This is a genomic window from Shewanella sp. 10N.7 (genome assembly GCF_020806285.1).
Lineage (GTDB): Bacteria > Pseudomonadota > Gammaproteobacteria > Enterobacterales > Shewanellaceae > Shewanella > Shewanella electrodiphila.
This window is the reverse complement of sequence record NZ_JAJGZS010000019.1, coordinates 1-17,909: the sequence shown is the minus strand read 5'-3', so window position 1 is coordinate 17,909 and position 17,909 is coordinate 1. Positions and strand designations below refer to the sequence as shown.

The window sequence follows — 17,909 nt, the reverse complement described above, 5'->3', positions numbered from 1 at the left end:
TTTGGTGCTTGAAGCGGTTTATGTTTATACCAAATTGCTACTAAGCTGACTATGTCATCTTTAAAACCTGATCCACTAACTTTTCTATTCCTATATTTGCGTCAACAATAGAATTCGCCAACATATAGGCTGGTGTTGAAACAACAAGATTATCCATATCAACCACAATATCTTCCACTGTTGCATCAACATGCTGCCCACCCATTTCGGTATAGGCTTGCGCAGTACCAGAATCATTACCAATGGTGCCTTTAACGCCACTTTTAAAAATAGCTGGCATCATCACTGGTGCAATACACATAAAACCCATCGGCTTTTTAGCTAAGGCAAATTCTTGAATAAAGGATTCAACCTCAGGATGCAATTTGCTAGCGCTACCAGCAACGGCAAAATCACATAGGTTTTTAGCTGCCCCAAAACCACCAGGTACAATAAGTGCGTCAAATTCGCTGATATTAAGCTCGGTAATATTACTCACTTCACCACGAGCTAATCGGGCAGACTCCTGAAGTACATTGCGCGCTTCTTCAGCGCTAACTTCCCCATTTAAATGATTTACGACGTGCATTTGTTCAATATCAGGTGCAAAACATTGATAGTTCACACCTGCTTTAGATAAAGCCAATAGCGTTAATACCGATTCATGGATTTCTGCGCCATCATAAACACCGCACCCACTGAGTAGTACTGCAATATTTTTCATTTCTGATCCTTTGAATTTCGATTAATTTAACTTTTTTTAAACAAATCTATTGATCTGATTAAAAAACATGCTAACTTAGTTTCTCGAATTTGTTTCACGGTTTAAAAACTGTACCAAATAATCGAGTAAATCAATAAGAATATTAAAAAAGTCCACATATTCGGAATATTTTTTAAAACTACAATTCAACTCACAAAAATATTAAAAAACGTAAAAAATCATAAGGTTAAGAGTTTTATTCCCAGTCGTAATTAAAACCATCTTAGATGATAAATTAATTCACTCACAGACTTATCCACAGGCTGAGGGTTAATTTCCCGTGGCCGAAAATCCTTGTATGTGGCATTCTAAGGCCATCTCAGAATACTGAACATGAAAATAGACTATGCCAACAATCCCCAATAACCCACTCGTCCTTGTGGATGGTTCTTCTTATCTTTATCGCGCATTTTATGCACCACCACATTTGACTAATTCTAAAGGCGAAGCAACTGGTGCTGTTTACGGTGTAGTCAACATGCTTCGTAGCTTAATGAGCCGATATAACCCAAGTCATATTGCAGTTATATTCGATGCAAAGGGCAAAACATTTCGTAATGACATGTATAGCGAATATAAAGCTCAGCGCCCACCAATGCCTGATGACTTACGCAGTCAAATTGAACCTTTGCATGCCATCATTCACGCCTTAGGTTTGCCATTAATCTGTATTCCAGGCGTTGAAGCTGATGATGTCATTGGTACTATTGCGCTTAAGGCCAGTAAAGAAGGTCGAGCAACCCTGATTAGTACGGGTGATAAAGATATGGCTCAACTTGTTGATGAGCATGTCACCTTAATTAACACCATGACAGATACCATAATGGGACCAGCTGAAGTCACTGAAAAATTTGGTGTCGGACCAGAACTCATTATTGACCTGCTTGCCATGATGGGTGATAAAGCCGATAACATTCCGGGCTTACCTGGCGTTGGTGAAAAAACGGCATTAGCAATGCTAACGGGTGTAGGCGGAGTCGATAAGCTTATCGCAAATCCTGAAAGCGTATTAGATGTGACTTTCCGTGGTTCTAAAACCATGCCTAAAAAGATTGAAGACAATAAAGAGATGCTGCAACTCTCATACGACCTCGCCACAATCAAAACAGATGTGGAATGGGATGATGATTGGGCACCATTAGAGATTAAGCCGCAAAACCGTGATGAGCTGGTGAAATTATTTGGCGAAATGGAGTTCAAACGTTGGTTAGCCGAAGTATTAGATAATAAATCAGGCTTTTCAGCTGCTAATTCAAGCACAACAACTGAAGACACTCCACCAGCCGCTCCAACAATTGAAGCAGAATACGAAACGATTCTTACTGAAGCCGATTTAGCTAAATGGGTTGCTAGATTATCTAAAGCGGACTTAATTGCTGTAGACACTGAAACCACCAGCCTAAATTATATGGAAGCGAAGCTCGTCGGTATCTCTTTCGCTGTCGAAATCGGAAAAGCCGCATACCTGCCATTAACCCATGATTATTTAGATGCACCAGAACAACTCCCTGTTGAATACGCGCTAGAACAATTAAGACCTATATTAGAAAGTGATAGCATCAAAAAAGTGGGTCAAAACCTTAAGTATGACATCAGCATCTTTGCTAATGCAGGCGTTTCACTTAAAGGTGTCCGTTTTGATACGATGCTCGAATCATACGTATTTAACTCAGTAGCATCTCGTCATGATATGGATGGTTTGGCACTTAAATATTTAGGCCACAAAAATATCAGTTTTGAAGAAATCGCAGGTAAAGGGGCTAAACAACTCACCTTTAATCAAATCGATTTAGACACGGCCAGCCCTTATGCTGCTGAAGATGCTGACATCACCCTTCGATTACATGAGCACCTATGGCCAAGAGTAGAAAAAGAACCTTCTCTTACATCTGTATTTAATGAGCTTGAATTACCGCTTATTCAAGTCTTGTCAGATATCGAACGTCAAGGTGTGTTAATTGATAGCATGCTACTAAGTCAGCAAAGTGATGAATTGGCACAGAAGATTGATGAGCTTGAAACCAAAGCCTATGACATTGCTGGCGAGAAGTTTAACTTAAGCTCTCCTAAGCAGTTACAAGCTTTGTTTTTTGAAAAACTCGGATACCCGATCATCAAAAAAACCCCAAAAGGTGCGCCGTCAACTGCTGAGGATGTACTCATTGAGCTTGCATTAGACTACCCACTACCAAAGCTGATTTTACAGCACAGAAGCCTGTCTAAACTTAAAAGCACTTATACTGATAAGCTACCGTTAATGGTGAACTCAGAAACGGGTCGTGTGCATACCAGTTATCACCAAGCGAATGCGGCCACGGGGCGTTTATCATCAAGCGAGCCAAATTTGCAAAACATCCCAATTCGAACTGAAGAAGGTCGCCGCATTAGACAAGCCTTTATCGCCCCTGAAGGTCGTAAAGTGTTAGCTGCCGATTATTCTCAAATCGAGCTGCGCATTATGGCGCACCTTTCACAAGACGAAGGGTTATTAACCGCCTTTGCCGAGAATAAAGATATTCATAAAGCCACAGCAGCTGAGGTATTTGGTGTTCACTTTGAAGAAGTGACCACCGAGCAAAGACGCCGTGCCAAAGCGGTTAACTTTGGTTTGATTTACGGTATGTCAGCCTTTGGTTTAGCAAAGCAATTAGATATTCCGCGTAAGGAAGCACAAACTTATATCGATACTTATTTTGCCCGTTACCCTGGTGTCCTTAAATATATGGAAGACACCCGTGCATTAGCGGCTGAAGTCGGTTACGTAGAAACACACTATGGCAGACGTTTATACCTTCCTGATATTAAGGATAGAAATGCTATGCGCCGCCAAGCTGCTGAACGAGCAGCGATTAACGCACCAATGCAAGGTACGGCTGCAGACATCATCAAAAAAGCCATGATTAATATTGATCAATGGATCAAGAATGACACCCATGGTGAAATCACTATGATGATGCAGGTTCACGATGAATTGGTTTTTGAAGTCGAAGAAGCGCAAGCTGAGTCACTTAAAGCAAAAGTGTGCGAATTGATGGCACAAGCGGCCACTTTAGATGTCACCCTATTAGCAGAAGCAGGCCTTGGTGATAACTGGGATGAAGCTCATTAATATGCCCATTTGATCCTGCCTTTAAGCAGGAAAATAAACTGTTTCACTTTAAGAAATAAACAATCCCGTAGTTTTGCAACTATGGGATTGTTGTTTTTAGGCCTAAAAAACACCAACAAGGTGAAAAATACACCTTCAAATGTGGCAAACTTCACATTATTGTTCATTTTTACAAAATACAGTTTTTCATTTTAAGGCTAATGAAGTATTATTCTCTGCGTAGGGTACAGAGGTTAAGATGTTCCATCTTTCAGACCTTTTATTTCACTAGAAATAGTGACAAGCCGAATTATGGCGCTCCAGCATCTTAATATGCTGGAGCTTTTTTTTGCCCCAAATTTATTTTAGAGTAAATACTTTAAATTTGTTCAAAAAACGATTATTATAGTTTTATTGAGCGTCGTCGATGAGTAGATGGCACTTGAGTCTTGTTGAATTTAGCTTCTCCCCAAAAGAGCTAATTTTTTTAACCGGTGACAATATGTCGTCGGTTTTTTTTTGTTTAAACGCTGCACTCTCCCACTAAAACCTCTAATGCACAAAGCTTGAGCATAAAAAAACCGCTAAGTTTATTTATATAAACTCAACGGTTTTTGTTAGTAAAAGACTGCAGGCCTATCGTTTCTTATTCCGAGTCTTGTTCAGCTTGCTTCTCTGCTTCAGTTAGCCAACTTGGGTTGCACCACTCGTTAAGAATGCCCAACACTTTTGGTTTACCGGTTCCTTTTAAGGATGAAAACGGCTCTACTTTGACCCAGTCACCAAACTCAGCCAACTCTTTACGCACAGCGTTAACCGTTTTCATTTTAACGTTTTGTGCAAGCTTATCTGATTTAGTCAGCAAGGCTAATACTGGTATTTCACTTAACACTGCCCATTCAATCATTTGCAGATCTAAATCTTTTAGAGGATGACGAATATCCATTAACACAACTACACCGCTTAAACAGGTGCGTTCTTGCAAATATTCACCAAGGGCTTTTTGCCATTTGTTCTTTAATGCCAATGGCACTTTTGCAAAACCATAACCTGGTAAATCGACGAGTCGACGGTTTTCATCTAATTCAAATACATTGATAAGTTGAGTACGACCAGGGGTTTTACTGGTTCTTGCCAAGCCTTTTTGCTCGGTCAAAGCGTTGAGAGCACTAGACTTACCTGCATTGGATCGCCCAGCAAACGCAATTTCTACACCGGTATCACCAGGAAGATACTGATCAAGATGCGCAATGTCTGGCGCACTAATTAAAAACTTGGTTTTTCGAAAATCTATACGCGTTTCTGACACGATTTGCTCCAATAAATTTGGGGTAATACCTTAATTATGTAAGATTTGCTTACTTTTCCACATTTTCGTGTAAAATATTAGCCTGATCACAGTTTGTAGATTTTACCACGCTTGCGGGTCTTCCTAGTAAGCTCAGGACAATAAATTAAACAAGAAGTTGGAACGCCATGAAAAAGTTAGCTCTTGCGCTGTCTGTATTTGCCGCTATATCAACGCCTGCAATCGCTGAAGGTGATGTGGAAGCGGGTAAAACTAAATCAGTTATGTGTTCTGCCTGTCACGGTGTTGACGGTAACAGCATTGCCCCTATTTGGCCTAAATTGGCCGGACAGCACGCATCTTATCTAGAAAAACAATTACATGATTTCCAAGCGGCAGCTAAAAGCGGCGGCAAAGAAGGTCGTAATGATCCTACCATGACTGGTATGTCAATAGCGTTATCTGAACAAGATATTAAAGATGTTTCTGCATATTATGCAAGTCAAACACAAACAGTTGCTGATGTAGCCAATGTGCCAGCTGAAGGTGAAGCCCTTTATAAAGGCGGCGACATGGCTCGCGGTATCACTTCATGTATGGCATGTCATGGACCAGATGGCAAAGGCGGCGAACTTGCCGGCTTCCCAGCTATTGGTGGTCAGCATGCTGATTACATCAAAATTCAGTTAACTAAGTTCCGTGATACAAATCGTAACAACGACCTGAATGGCATGATGCAAGATGTTTCTAAAAAGTTATCTGACAGTGATATTGAAGTATTATCTCAATATATTTCAAGTCTTAAGTAATTTTTTCTTCATATTTAAATGAAGCTAAAAGGGTGATTATTCACCCTTTTTTACAACCCCAAGTTGACGTTTACGTAAACTTAATAACATTCATGCTTGACAGAGATCACGTATTTAGGGTTAAATAGCCCCGTACCGAGATGAACCCAGCTGTAAGAACAAAAATATTAATTCCATCTTACAGATTTCGGATACGTTTACATTTAAGATATAAGAATAAAATTAATAAATAACAATAATATAAATAAGACCACTCGCTAATAATAATAAGAGTCGTGATTTCAGCTTGAAATCCAGGTCATATAGAATTTGTAAGGAACAGACCAATTGGTCGACTCGCTTAAATAGCACTCCCTTACGCAACAGAGATAAAACCCCATAAGGACACTACTTTAAGGATTAAAGTAGCGGCATAGGAAGCTAATTGCTTAGGATGCACTTGCGGAGGCTTGTTATCACTGGAAGGTACTTTTAAACATGGATTGTTTACTAATGTCATTGGAGACAACTAGGAAATTGATGAGTCATTGAAGACCATCTACGGAAGCTGTGGTCAGGACGGCAACAGGATTAAGAAAAAGGGTCATTGATGACCGATAACAATAAAAAATGCACGGAAAGCTCTAAAAATAAGATGGATATTGACCGGGATAGTCACATAGCAAGTACGGATACTTGGAATAAAAATTTGGTGTGATAAACACTATTTTGCAAGGTGGCAGTTTACTGCCACCTTTTTTTATTTCTTCTTTTCAAGAAATCTGTTATTGATTGATAATCTTCGCCTTTGTTTGGATCATATCTGACTTCAATGATTAAATGCCCGTTGTGCAGTCATACTGCTGAGTTTTTTATCCAAGATAAAAAAAGAGCCTTCTACAGCTGTCCTCAATGCCAACTGGTTTTCGCAAACCCCCAATCACATTTAATACCAGCAGCACAATTACAGCGCTATGGCCGTGCGAATAAAGCCGCTAAACAAAAACAACTGGTGCAGTTTATCCAACCTTTACTTGGTCAAATTAGTGCACAGCAAGAAGGTCCATTAACAGGACTTAATTTTGGCAGAGTCTTAGACCAAGCAAGTCTTGATATAATCGAACTCGCTGGCCATCGCCTTAACCAATACGACCCTTTTATCAAATCCGATCAACAAATCTTTAATCAGCAATATGACTTCATTTGTTGCTATCGGGTACTGGAACATTTTCAGCAACCACTCAAAGAGTGGTCATTGATCACTAATTTATTAAAAAATGGCGGCTGGTTAGCAATCAGCACTTCATTACTCACTGACTTAGCTCATTTTTCTAAGTGGCACTTTAAAAACAATCCCACTCACGTAAGCTTTTACCAGCAACAAACTTTTGAGTATTTAGCACAAAACAGCGAATTTAAGCTATTATTTGCAGCAAAAGAGCTCGTATTGATGCAAAAAACATCAAAGTCTGATATAAAGCGCATCCTGATTTAGTGCAAGGTGGATGATTATCTATCTAGCCAACTTTTTACAACCACATGAGATCACTGATGGCTCGTAGTAAAAAATCGCGCAAGGGCGGCGAAAACGGCCCTACACAAGCACCAAGAGTCAAAAAGGCTGATCGTAAAGTCACTGGCAGCAGAAAGAAAGATAACGGTCATAAGTCTGGCAGTCGTCACAACGAGGCGTTGATTGAGCAACAATCACCGCATGTTACGACCAGTAAAAGCAATGACCCTCGTCATGGCAGCAAGAAACCTGTGCCATTGATGATTAAAGCAGCAGAGACAACGGCGCCAGTTGCTAAAGTTAAGCAGCCTAAACTGACTGATGAGCAGAAATTATTGAAACTTGAGGATGACCCAAGATTAAATAATTTATTAGACTTATTAGAAGAAGGTAAAGACCTTTCTGCTGATGACCAAAAATGGTTAGATAGCCAACTTGCTAAAATGGAAGCATTAATGGAAAAACTTGGTATCTCAGATGCTGAAGAACTTCCCGCTCAAACAGCAAGTACTAGCAAAAAACCTGCTTCTGATGATGATTTATACGAGCGCTTCGAAAGTGGTGCTGATGTATTAAAAGACTACCAGTCTTAAATCATTAATAAATGGCATACTCATTGGGTATGCCATTTTTCTATCTGTTATTTATCTACCTCGATTAAGGATTAATTGTGTCTAGCCTTGTTATTGCCCTCGCCATCATCGTTATTGTGCTGTTAGCGTCTTATGCCGGTTATTTGCTATTAAAGGTCAAGAAACAACAGCAAGACGCTGTTGAAGCTAAGCAGCAACGCTTAGATGAAGCAAAAGCGAAAAAGCAGCAAGTATTAGATGACATAAAATACATCGCTGCAGCAATGCTAGAGGAGCGATGTGAACCTTCTGAAGGAGTCATGCGCATTGCTAAGCTATTTGAAGCTTTATCAATGTCTGAACAGATGGCAGTAGAGTTCCCACATATCTTTGAGCATTATGACTGCATTAAAGCGCATCCAATAAAAGAAGCCCGTAAGTCACTCGAGAAACAACAACGAATGAAGTTAGATTTAGCGCGTATGAAATCAGAAGCTAAGCTAGAACAAGGGTTAACTGAGGATGCACAGAAAATTACCCAGTTCCATTTCATTCACTAAGACACAGTAATCAGCATTTAAGATGGCCTTGATTATTATCAACACGTTAATAAGCAGGCCATTTGCTGCCCTAACCTTTCTTTCTAAGCTGTGAGCCATCCCACAATTTCACAAAACTTCACAGATTTCAGACTAAATACCGTCTTTCTAGCAACATCAAATTTCAAATTTACAACGTAGTTCAAGGTTTTTTGTCTAAGATCGCTGCATACTTCGTCTATTGCTAATTTACTCGGAGAACGTGCCTTGAAGCAGCCCACACAAATAAGTTGGGATCAGTCAATGATCGAAAAATATAACTACAGTGGTCCACGCTATACGTCGTACCCTACGGCGCTAGAGTTTGACGATAGTTTCACTGAGCAAAACCTACTCTCTGCAATTGAAACGAGTAAAAGCGACAAGCTGTCTTTATATATTCACATTCCTTTCTGCGCCAAGCTTTGTTATTACTGTGGATGTAATAAAGTCATTACTCGTCATGCTCATAAAGCTGATCAGTACATCGAATACCTTGCGAGCGAAATTGTAAAACGTGCTCCTCTATTCAAAAACTACACCGTGACTCAAATGCATTGGGGTGGCGGTACACCGACATTCTTAAACCCAGAACAAATTCTCACCTTATCTTCATTAATCAAAAGTCACTTTAACTTTGCTGATGAAGGTGAATTCTCGATTGAGGTTGATCCGCGCGAAATCGAGCTAACCATGCTTGATACCTTAAAAGAAGCTGGTTTTAACCGTATTTCGATTGGTGTTCAGGACTTTAATAAGAAAGTACAAGTTGCTGTAAACCGTGAGCAAGATGAACAATTCATTTTTGACTTAATGGCAAAAGCAAAAGACATGGGCTTTGTATCGACCAATGCCGATTTAATTTACGGTTTACCACATCAAACGCCAGAAACGTTTGCTGAAACCATTAAACGTGTCATTGAGCTTTCTCCAGACCGCTTATCAATTTTTAATTACGCGCATTTACCATCGCGTTTTGCCGCTCAGCGTAAAATTAAAGATGAAGATATGGCTTCGCCACAGCAGAAGCTTGATATGTTGCATCAAACAATTGAGTCGCTTACTGGTGCAGGTTACCAATTCATTGGTATGGACCATTTTGCAAAGCCAGATGATGAGCTATCAAAGTTACAAAATGCGGGTAAACTACATCGTAACTTCCAGGGTTATACCACCCAAGAAGAGTGTGACTTACTAGGTTTAGGTGTCTCTTCAATCAGTCAAATTGGCGATTGCTACGCACAAAACCAAAAAGACATCCGTCCTTACTATGAGTCAATTGATGAAGCAGGTCATGCCTTATGGAAAGGTTGTAGCTTAAATCGTGATGATGAAATTCGTCGTGTGGTGATTAAGCAAATGATTTGTCATTTCGATTTAGATCTGACTAAGATTGAGCAACAATTTGATATTAACTTTGAAGAATACTTTGCAGAAGATTTAAAACTTCTACAAACCTTCATCGATGACAAACTTGTTGATATTACTGATCGTAAACTAACGATTAGCCCTACTGGTCGCTTGTTAATTCGTAATATTTGTATGTGCTTTGACGTGTATTACCGCCAAAAGGCACGTCAACAACAGTTCTCTCGTGTGATTTAATAATTGTTGAATATTAAATTCACGACAATAAAAAACCGCTGAATTTCAGCGGTTTTTTGTTTTATTCATTGCTTAAAAATGGTGTTATTAGACCATTTATAATTTTGAAGCGTATAAAGCTTTGCGCTCACTATCAGACAAAAATGCCATCTCAACACCATTGCGCTGCACTTGGCTAATCTGATCATTTGACAGGTGAAGTTCAGATTTAGCGATACGATACTCATGTTGAATATCAATGTTGCTCACACCAGGATCATCAGTATTTAAACCAATTAATACACCAGCATCTAGAAACTGATTAAATGGATGTGAAGCGTAATCAGCAACTGTAGAGGTATGTAAGTTACTGGTTGGGCATGATTCAATTCCAATAGAGTGCTTAACGAGATATTCCATCATTTTAGGATCATGTATCGCATTAACACCGTGACCAATACGTGTTGCACCTAACTCTTGAATCGCTTGCCACATACTCTCACTTCCAGCGGCTTCACCAGCATGAGCGGTAATTTGTAAGCCAGCATCACGTACTCGCTTAAAGTGATCATTAAACAAGTCGCCAGGGAAACCTAGTTCGTCACCCGCCAAATCCATGCCAACCAAAGCACCTCTGTGTGCTAAAAGCCCTTCAAGCTCTAATCGACATTTCTCCTGCCCAAATGAACGCGACATAATCCCGATAAGGTTAACCTTAACAGCATGTTCTTTCATGCCAGCTTTAACCCCATCAATAACGGCTTCTACGACGCCTTCAATCGGTAAGTTATGGTTCATTGCCATGTAATACGGGCTAAAACGTAACTCAGCATAATCCAAACCTGAAATAGCTGCATCTGCTACGTTTTCATAGGCAACACACTTAACTGCATCCAAGTCTGCCAATACAGCGACCATCCAATCTAGCTTTTTTAAAAAAGCGACTAAGCTGTTTTCCTTGCCCTGAATTTGCACAAAAGGTGCAAGTGCTTCTAACGAGTCTGCTGGCAGCTTAATTCCATGCTGATGTCCGAGTTCCCAAATGGTTTTGACTCTAACATTGCCATCTAAATGACGGTGTAAATCAACTAATGGAATGGATGTATTGATCATTATTAACCCCTATTAATTTTCTGAGCTAAATGTGTTTTTTGTTTTATGAACATCTAGCACTGCGAAGTTTAACATGCCCCAACAAAAAGGTGACGTTTTTATCGCCTAAACGGCATAATCAGTAACAATTATTTCCGCTGATTCCGCTAGCGTGGTTTATGCGGAATTGGTATGTTGTTAGCTAGTCATTTAACTTGTAATTTATTCTTGTAAATTATTGTCGATAAAGGAATTCACATGCGTAAGCTCATTTTGCCAGCGATTATCATGCTCGCTATTACTGGCTGTAAAATGACCACAGGGTCAAAAGCTCAATATTATCTTGGCGACACTAAAAAAGCAGAAACTACCGTCGATAAACCGCAAGAAGTAAAAGCGGCAACTGTTGAGGATATGAGTCTAAAGACAATTATAGATAATGCATGGCAAGTTAACGTAGATTATTCACCTCAATTGGCCTACTCATTAGGCGATGAGTCAAAAGCAGCGCTGCTTGCGGATTTATCTCCTGAAATCTTAGCTGAAAAAAACTTACGTCAAAAAGCATTATTGTCGTCTTTAAAACAGTTGGACAAAGACAAACTATCTAAAACAGATAAAATTAACGCTCAGCTTTTGCAATATCAATTGCAAAACAGTGTCGATATGTACACTTACAAAGATCATTACTTACCTATAACGGCTGAAAGTGGTTTTCATGCCTATGTCGCCTCAATGGCAAATGCTCGACTGAATACATCAGAGGATTATCAGAACTACTTAGATAAAATGACCGCATTGCCGAAATACTTTGCTCAACAGACATTTTGGTTAAAACAAGGGCTGAGTAGTGGTATCACTCCTGCAAAAGTGACACTAAATGGATTTGAAGACAGTATCAGTGCTTATATTGTCAGTGTTGAAGACAGTGGCTATTACAAACCTTTTGCCGACTTTCCAGACCACTTCACTGAAGCTCAAAAAGTCGACTTTGAAACCAAAGGTAAGCAAGTTATTTCACAACAAGTGCTACCCCTTTATCAACAGTTTTATGACTTTATGACCGAAGAGTATATCCCTAACGCGCGCACTTCTATTGCCGCAAAAGATATGCCTAATGGTGACGCCTTCTACCAAAACAGAGTGGAATACTACACCACGCTTAATATGACTGCGGATGAGGTTCATCAACTTGGTTTAAAAGAGGTCGCTAGAATTCGAGCAGAAATGGAGCAAGTGATAACTGATGTAGAATTTAAAGGAACCTTCCCTGAATTTTTACATTTCTTACGCACAGATCCTCAGTTTTACCCTAAAACTGCAGAAGAGCTGCTTAAGGAAGCGGCTTATATCGCTAAAAAAGCAGACGCTATTTTGCCTCAATATTTTGCTACGCTTCCGAGAACACCTTACGGGATCAAACCCGTTCCTGCTGAAATAGCCCCGAAATACACCACCGGACGTTATTCTGGTTCAAATCGAGATGATGAAGCAGGCTTTTACTGGGTAAATACTTATGCACTAGATAAACGCCCACTTTATGAAATGGAAGCACTCACCTTACATGAAGCTGTACCTGGCCATCATTTACAAATTTCTCTCAATAAAGAGTTAACCGACCTACCCAACTTTAGACGCTATAGCTATATTTCAGCTTTCGGCGAAGGATGGGGGTTATATTCAGAGTATTTAGGGTTAGAAGCGGGCTTCTACCAAGATCCTTACAGTAATTTCGGCCGATTAACTTACGAAATGTGGCGTGCTGCTAGATTGGTTGTCGATACAGGCATGCATACTCAGGGCTGGAGTCGAGATAAAGCCATTGAGTTCATGGCCAGCAATACTGCATTATCAATGCACAATGTCACCACTGAAATCGATCGCTATATTTCATGGCCTGGACAGGCACTATCATACAAGATTGGTGAGCTAACGATTAAGCGATTACGCACTAAAGCAGAATCAGAACTTGGTGAAGATTTTGATATTCGCCTATTTCACGATGCTTTATTAGAAAATGGCTCTGTCACGATGGATATTCTCGAACAAAAAGTAGATGAGTTTATTCAAGAACAAAAATCTGCTCAATCATAAACTAATCGTTTAAAAGTGTTGGCTGAATGTGTTTTCAGCCAACATTTTCAATTCAAATATCTTTGTATTACGCTTTCGCTAAAACTGCACAAATTAGTTTGCTACACTGCTCTCATCTTCGATATATGATTTCAATTTGGTCGTTACTAATAAAGGTGAGTATTGTGCTTTTTTCGTCAGAACATCAACTAAACAATAATCAGCAACAGCAATTCTGGCAAACCGTCACTCAATCAACATTAACCAAAGACAGTATCTCCTTAGCATACGCTTACATTCAACACCCTGATAACGATAAAGCCATTGTCATCAGTAGCGGACGTGTAGAAAGTTATCTTAAATATAAAGAGTTAATGTTTGATCTCTATCAGCAGGGATACAGCCTTTACATTTTAGACCATCGGGGCCAAGGGTTATCATCAAGAACAACAATCAACCCTCATCAAGGGCATATTGATAAGTTTCAAACCTACATTAATGACCTAAATGACTTTATTGAACAGATAGTCAAACCCAACGACCATAACGATTTATATCTTGTTGGGCACTCAATGGGCGGAACCATTGGCACTCTCTATATGGAGCAATATCCAGCGACATTTAATGCTGCGGTATTTTCAGCCCCAATGTACGGTATAAAGCTGCCATTTAACAAAGCTTTCATTCGCTCACTCGCCGCTTTGTTGGATACCTCTAGTGACAAGCAGCCAAATAAACAACCGAATTATGTTTTAGGCGGCACCGATTATCAGCCGGTAGTGTTTGAAAAAAATCATCTTACCAATAGCCCTAATCGATATCAGATGATCTTAGATGTGTTTCAACAAGATCCTGAAATACAACTGGGTTCACCAACCAATCGTTGGCTAATAGAAGCGATGGATGCTGCGGACAGAGCAATAAAAGCAGCAGCACTTAGCATTAAGCCTATTCTGGTTTTACAGGCTATGGACGATGCTATTGTAGATAATGCGGCGCAAAATAGAGCTGAGAATAAGTACTGTCAAATTCGCAGAATTAACAATTGTCAGCATGAAGTGTTTATTGAAGCAGATGATGCTCGCAATCAAGCTTTACGAGCATTAGTGACCTTCCTTGATCAGTATTGATACAGAGTCACTCCTTAATGGCTAATCTTTAATTGAAAGGCACCTTCCACACCACACTTAATGTTAATTCAGACTCAAGTAGGTGCTTTATATCTTGTTGTGATAACGGACGGCTAATCACATAGCCTTGAAATAGATTACTCTTCAGCTGACTTAAGGCCGTCAGTTGTTGACGATCTTCTATTTGCTTAACGACGACTGGGTAATTAAGTTGGTTCGTGAGATTTATCAGCGAAGTAAAAATATTTCTAGACTCTTCAGACACTGCAATATCAACAATGTAGTTTGCGGCAAATTTAACTTGAGAAAAGTGTAATCCGTGCAAACGATGTAATGGACACAAACCCGAACCAAAATCATCTAGTGCAATGCGAATACCTACACGTTGTAAGGTTAAAATTTTATTCTTAGCGGTTTCTGCGTTTATAGAAAAGATATCTTCAGACAATTCCAATTGGATTAATTTAGGCTCGATACCATGCTGCTTTATCCTTTCCTGGATCACTTGAACAAACATGTCCTGATGGAAGTGTCTTGAGGAGATATTAATAGAAAAACATGGACATGTAATTGCTGTCCTTTGCAAGCTTTGAATAAACAGACACACTTCATCAAGCATCCACAGTTCTAATTCAAAAATTGAATTAGATAACTCAGCGACGGGGATAAACTGCTTCGGACTAATAAAGCCAAACTCAGGATGATACCACCGCATCAAGACTTCAACACTTTCTGTATTACCTTCGATATCAACAACAGGTTGATATACCAAAGACACCTGCTTCTGTTTAATCGCTTTCTTTAATTCTTGTTGTAACTTTTGTGGCTCATGATGGCTGCCATCAAGTTGCAAGCTATGCAATACACAGGTATTGGTTTGGCTTTCAATCGCTTTACCAAGGGCTTTATCTGCTCTAGATAATAGCTGAGTAGGCTCTAAGGACTCTTTACCATCAAATACCACCATACCGACTTTGGTGAACACTGATACTGTTTGACCAGATAAGGTAAAGCTTCTACCAACAACTTGACGAACTTCGCTTGCTAACGATAACGCCCGTTTATTGGCATGCTCTAAATTGCTGCCTAAGTTTTTTGCTGCAATAACAAATTCATCATCGCCTAAACGGCTCAGTAAGCAACTGCCTGAAAAAGCCCCTGCTAATCTAGCTGAAATTTGCATTAGTAATCTGTCACCAAGCTGCTCGCCTACAGCCTCGTTGACTAATTTAATATTACTCATATTAATAAGTAACATGGTGCAATATTGATCTGACTTACGTGCATATGCCTGTAAATCAAACAGTTCATTTGCAAGTGCCTCTCGATCGATAATATCCGATACACCCACATGGCTTTGTCTTTCTACTGTAATCTTCTGGTTTTTAAGTTCTAAGGTAACATCAGTAATTGAACCAATCATTCTTATTGGCTTACCTTGCTCCCCCCATTGAATGACTTGTCCTCTATCGAGCACCCAAATAAACTCGCCAGCCTTATTCATCAATTGATGAACGCTTTCATAATGTGTCGTTTTTCCTGACAAGCAATTCTCTATCGCTCTAAGCACGGTATTCTTTTCGTCAGGGTGTAAACGTGTTTCCCATGTGTCGTAACAATTGGTTATTTCTTCGGGTTTATAGCCTAATATTTCTTTCCAGAGATCAGACATAAACACATCATTAGTTTCAGTATTCCAGTCCCATATGCCGGTATTATTGGCACCAACCGAATATAACCAACGCTGCTCTGAATTAGAAACTTTAAGATTGTTATCAAGCAGGTGCTTTTCAACTTTAAGTAGTGACTCACCTAAGTTATAGACCTCTTCGACTAAGCAATTAATTCTGGTTTTATCTGATTTAGATTGAAGAACGTTATTAGCGCGTTTTGTAAGTAGTTTAATAGGGCGAACTAACAACCAATATAAAGCCCAACAAAAGAAGATCACTAATAATCCACCAACCCCCCAAATATAAATAAATCTTTTTTGTAGTTGATCTGATGCGTCTGCAATTAACGAAGAAATATCATATTCAAGGTAAATAACATCAACTGCGCTGGAGTAGCTGTATTTTGCATCAGTATTAACAGGGTAATAAGCTTGAATAGAGAGGCGATTATAGTTGATATTAAAATAGGCGGTTTCAGCAGCAACAACTTGTTGATGCCGCTCATCAGAGTATCCTTCAATAACGTTTTTGGCATCACTCTCTCGCCAAATCACATGATTAGCAAACTTAATCCGACTTGATGCATCCAATATGACATAAACCATCATATTGCTATCTGTGGAGATTAAAGAAACCTCTTGCTCTATCCTAGAAATATCTTGTATCGCTAATGCAGACTCAACCACATGGATCATTCGAAACAAGTCCTTTTGGATTTGTTTCGACTCATTGTTAGCAAGCTCTGCACGTAACTCTTCTTTTTCATAATAAAACTCGCCACTGACTAATAATAAGTACAATGAGCATAAGAAAAATGGCACTAAAAAAGATAGTGAAAAAGAAGGTCGTTTTGGCAAAATCACACCACTAATTATTAATAAGAATATGTCGCTTTGGTAACATACTAAAGACGACTTGAATCAACAACCATAAAAGCCTTTTCTGGTTAACTTAGTTCATTTGTCTGATAAATAAAGACTAATATCTCTCTGTTACTCCACGCATCTAGAATGGTTTAAACAGGACAAATATCCCAAAGATTAAATAGTCACCTTGTTTAAAACTGACAAAAATAAATTCATAGTAATAGAGAATGACCTCTAATAATTCTTTAATCCCAAGTTACAACTACTATAGAGTCAATTATTCCAATAAAGGTTATCTACTCTCAATAAAGAAAGGTCAGGCGCTTGGTTTGTTAGTGTTATCAAGCCACATGAACATTTATCCACACAATCGATTCGCCTAACCTGCTAACAAGTAGACTAAAACTCTAGACACAAACTCCTGACACAAAAAAGCCCGTTAAGTGATTAACGGGCTAACTGCTCTCAATTAAGAGGCACTAATTTTAAAGATATGGGACGCTTGGCGATTATCTACTGTTACATGCGCATATCGACCACATTATATATTAGCTTTAGCTACTAACTAACTCATTCACTCAAATTCCAGACACAAAAAAGCCCGCTACGTAAGTAACGGGCTATCTGCTCTCAATTAAGAGAAATTAGGCGCTTGGCGATGACCTACTTTCACATGGGGAGACCCCACACTATCATCGGCGCGATTGCGTTTCACTACTGAGTTCGGGATGGGATCAGGTGGTACCACAATGCTATTGTCACCAAGCAAATTTGGTTGTTAACCGCAAAAGCGATTAACTAAATTCGGAAAGCTGTTTCTTTGAGTTTCAAGTACATGGATGTACTTGATGTCATAAATGCAGGAGCATTTTATGACCATACTTTATTAAGTGCTTTATATTCTTCACTAAGTCTTACCTTT

General features: G+C 39.3%; 12 protein-coding genes and 1 rRNA gene. 8 read left to right on the top strand and 5 right to left on the bottom strand.

What is annotated here, in order from left to right; genetic code table 11:
- Window positions 1–49: 49 nt before the first annotated feature.
- Window positions 50–703, bottom strand: a complete 654-nt coding sequence (gene elbB, locus LMH66_RS12935) for an isoprenoid biosynthesis glyoxalase ElbB (protein ID WP_229370523.1) — start codon at window positions 701–703, stop codon at window positions 50–52.
- A gap of 385 nt (window positions 704–1,088) precedes the next feature.
- Between elbB and polA the strand changes: the two genes are divergently transcribed.
- The gene (gene polA, locus LMH66_RS12930; protein WP_229370522.1) at window positions 1,089–3,851 is read left to right on the top strand and encodes a DNA polymerase I; all 2,763 of its coding nucleotides are present in this window, start codon (window positions 1,089–1,091) and stop codon (window positions 3,849–3,851) included.
- 625 nt (window positions 3,852–4,476) lie between these two features.
- Here the strand turns inward: polA and yihA are convergent.
- Complete coding sequence (gene yihA, locus LMH66_RS12925; protein ID WP_102527036.1) at window positions 4,477–5,139, bottom strand: ribosome biogenesis GTP-binding protein YihA/YsxC; 663 nt, start codon at window positions 5,137–5,139, stop codon at window positions 4,477–4,479.
- A 167-nt stretch (window positions 5,140–5,306) separates the two neighbouring features.
- Between yihA and LMH66_RS12920 the strand changes: the two genes are divergently transcribed.
- The 5 genes from LMH66_RS12920 to hemN all read left to right on the top strand — a co-directional run bounded on the left by LMH66_RS12920 (window position 5,307) and on the right by hemN (window position 10,174).
- Window positions 5,307–5,927 (top strand): c-type cytochrome, encoded by a 621-nt coding sequence (locus LMH66_RS12920; RefSeq protein WP_229370520.1) that lies wholly within the window; start codon window positions 5,307–5,309, stop codon window positions 5,925–5,927.
- An 811-nt stretch (window positions 5,928–6,738) separates the two neighbouring features.
- The gene (locus tag LMH66_RS12915; RefSeq protein WP_229370518.1) at window positions 6,739–7,401 is read left to right on the top strand and encodes a methyltransferase domain-containing protein; all 663 of its coding nucleotides are present in this window, start codon (window positions 6,739–6,741) and stop codon (window positions 7,399–7,401) included.
- A gap of 56 nt (window positions 7,402–7,457) precedes the next feature.
- Window positions 7,458–8,012, top strand: a complete 555-nt coding sequence (gene yihI, locus LMH66_RS12910) for a Der GTPase-activating protein YihI (protein ID WP_229370515.1) — start codon at window positions 7,458–7,460, stop codon at window positions 8,010–8,012.
- A gap of 77 nt (window positions 8,013–8,089) precedes the next feature.
- Window positions 8,090–8,551 carry a DUF2489 domain-containing protein gene (locus LMH66_RS12905; RefSeq protein WP_102527040.1) on the top strand — a complete coding sequence of 154 codons (462 nt, stop codon included), beginning with the start codon at window positions 8,090–8,092 and terminating at the stop codon, window positions 8,549–8,551.
- Between the two features lie 246 nt (window positions 8,552–8,797).
- Window positions 8,798–10,174 (top strand): oxygen-independent coproporphyrinogen III oxidase, encoded by a 1,377-nt coding sequence (hemN, locus tag LMH66_RS12900; RefSeq protein WP_267869162.1) that lies wholly within the window; start codon window positions 8,798–8,800, stop codon window positions 10,172–10,174.
- Window positions 10,175–10,270: 96 nt separating this feature from the next.
- On the opposite strand, the gene add is transcribed toward hemN, so the two are convergent.
- The gene (add, locus tag LMH66_RS12895; RefSeq protein WP_229370511.1) at window positions 10,271–11,266 is read right to left on the bottom strand and encodes an adenosine deaminase; all 996 of its coding nucleotides are present in this window, start codon (window positions 11,264–11,266) and stop codon (window positions 10,271–10,273) included.
- Window positions 11,267–11,503: 237 nt separating this feature from the next.
- On the opposite strand from add, the gene LMH66_RS12890 reads away from it, so the two are divergent.
- Together LMH66_RS12890 and LMH66_RS12885 are read left to right on the top strand one after the other, a co-directional pair.
- Window positions 11,504–13,339, top strand: coding sequence for a DUF885 domain-containing protein (locus tag LMH66_RS12890; RefSeq protein WP_229370509.1), 1,836 nt, complete (start codon window positions 11,504–11,506; stop codon window positions 13,337–13,339).
- A gap of 125 nt (window positions 13,340–13,464) precedes the next feature.
- On the top strand, window positions 13,465–14,448 hold the full coding sequence (locus tag LMH66_RS12885; protein WP_267869167.1) for an alpha/beta fold hydrolase: 984 nt from the start codon (window positions 13,465–13,467) through the stop codon (window positions 14,446–14,448).
- Window positions 14,449–14,476: 28 nt separating this feature from the next.
- Here LMH66_RS12885 and LMH66_RS12880 read toward each other — a convergent pair whose 3' ends face one another.
- Both LMH66_RS12880 and rrf read right to left on the bottom strand, forming a co-directional pair.
- On the bottom strand, window positions 14,477–16,978 hold the full coding sequence (locus LMH66_RS12880) for a putative bifunctional diguanylate cyclase/phosphodiesterase (protein ID WP_229370506.1): 2,502 nt from the start codon (window positions 16,976–16,978) through the stop codon (window positions 14,477–14,479).
- Between the two features lie 659 nt (window positions 16,979–17,637).
- Window positions 17,638–17,753 (bottom strand): 5S ribosomal RNA (gene rrf, locus LMH66_RS12875).
- Window positions 17,754–17,909: the final 156 nt, after the last annotated feature.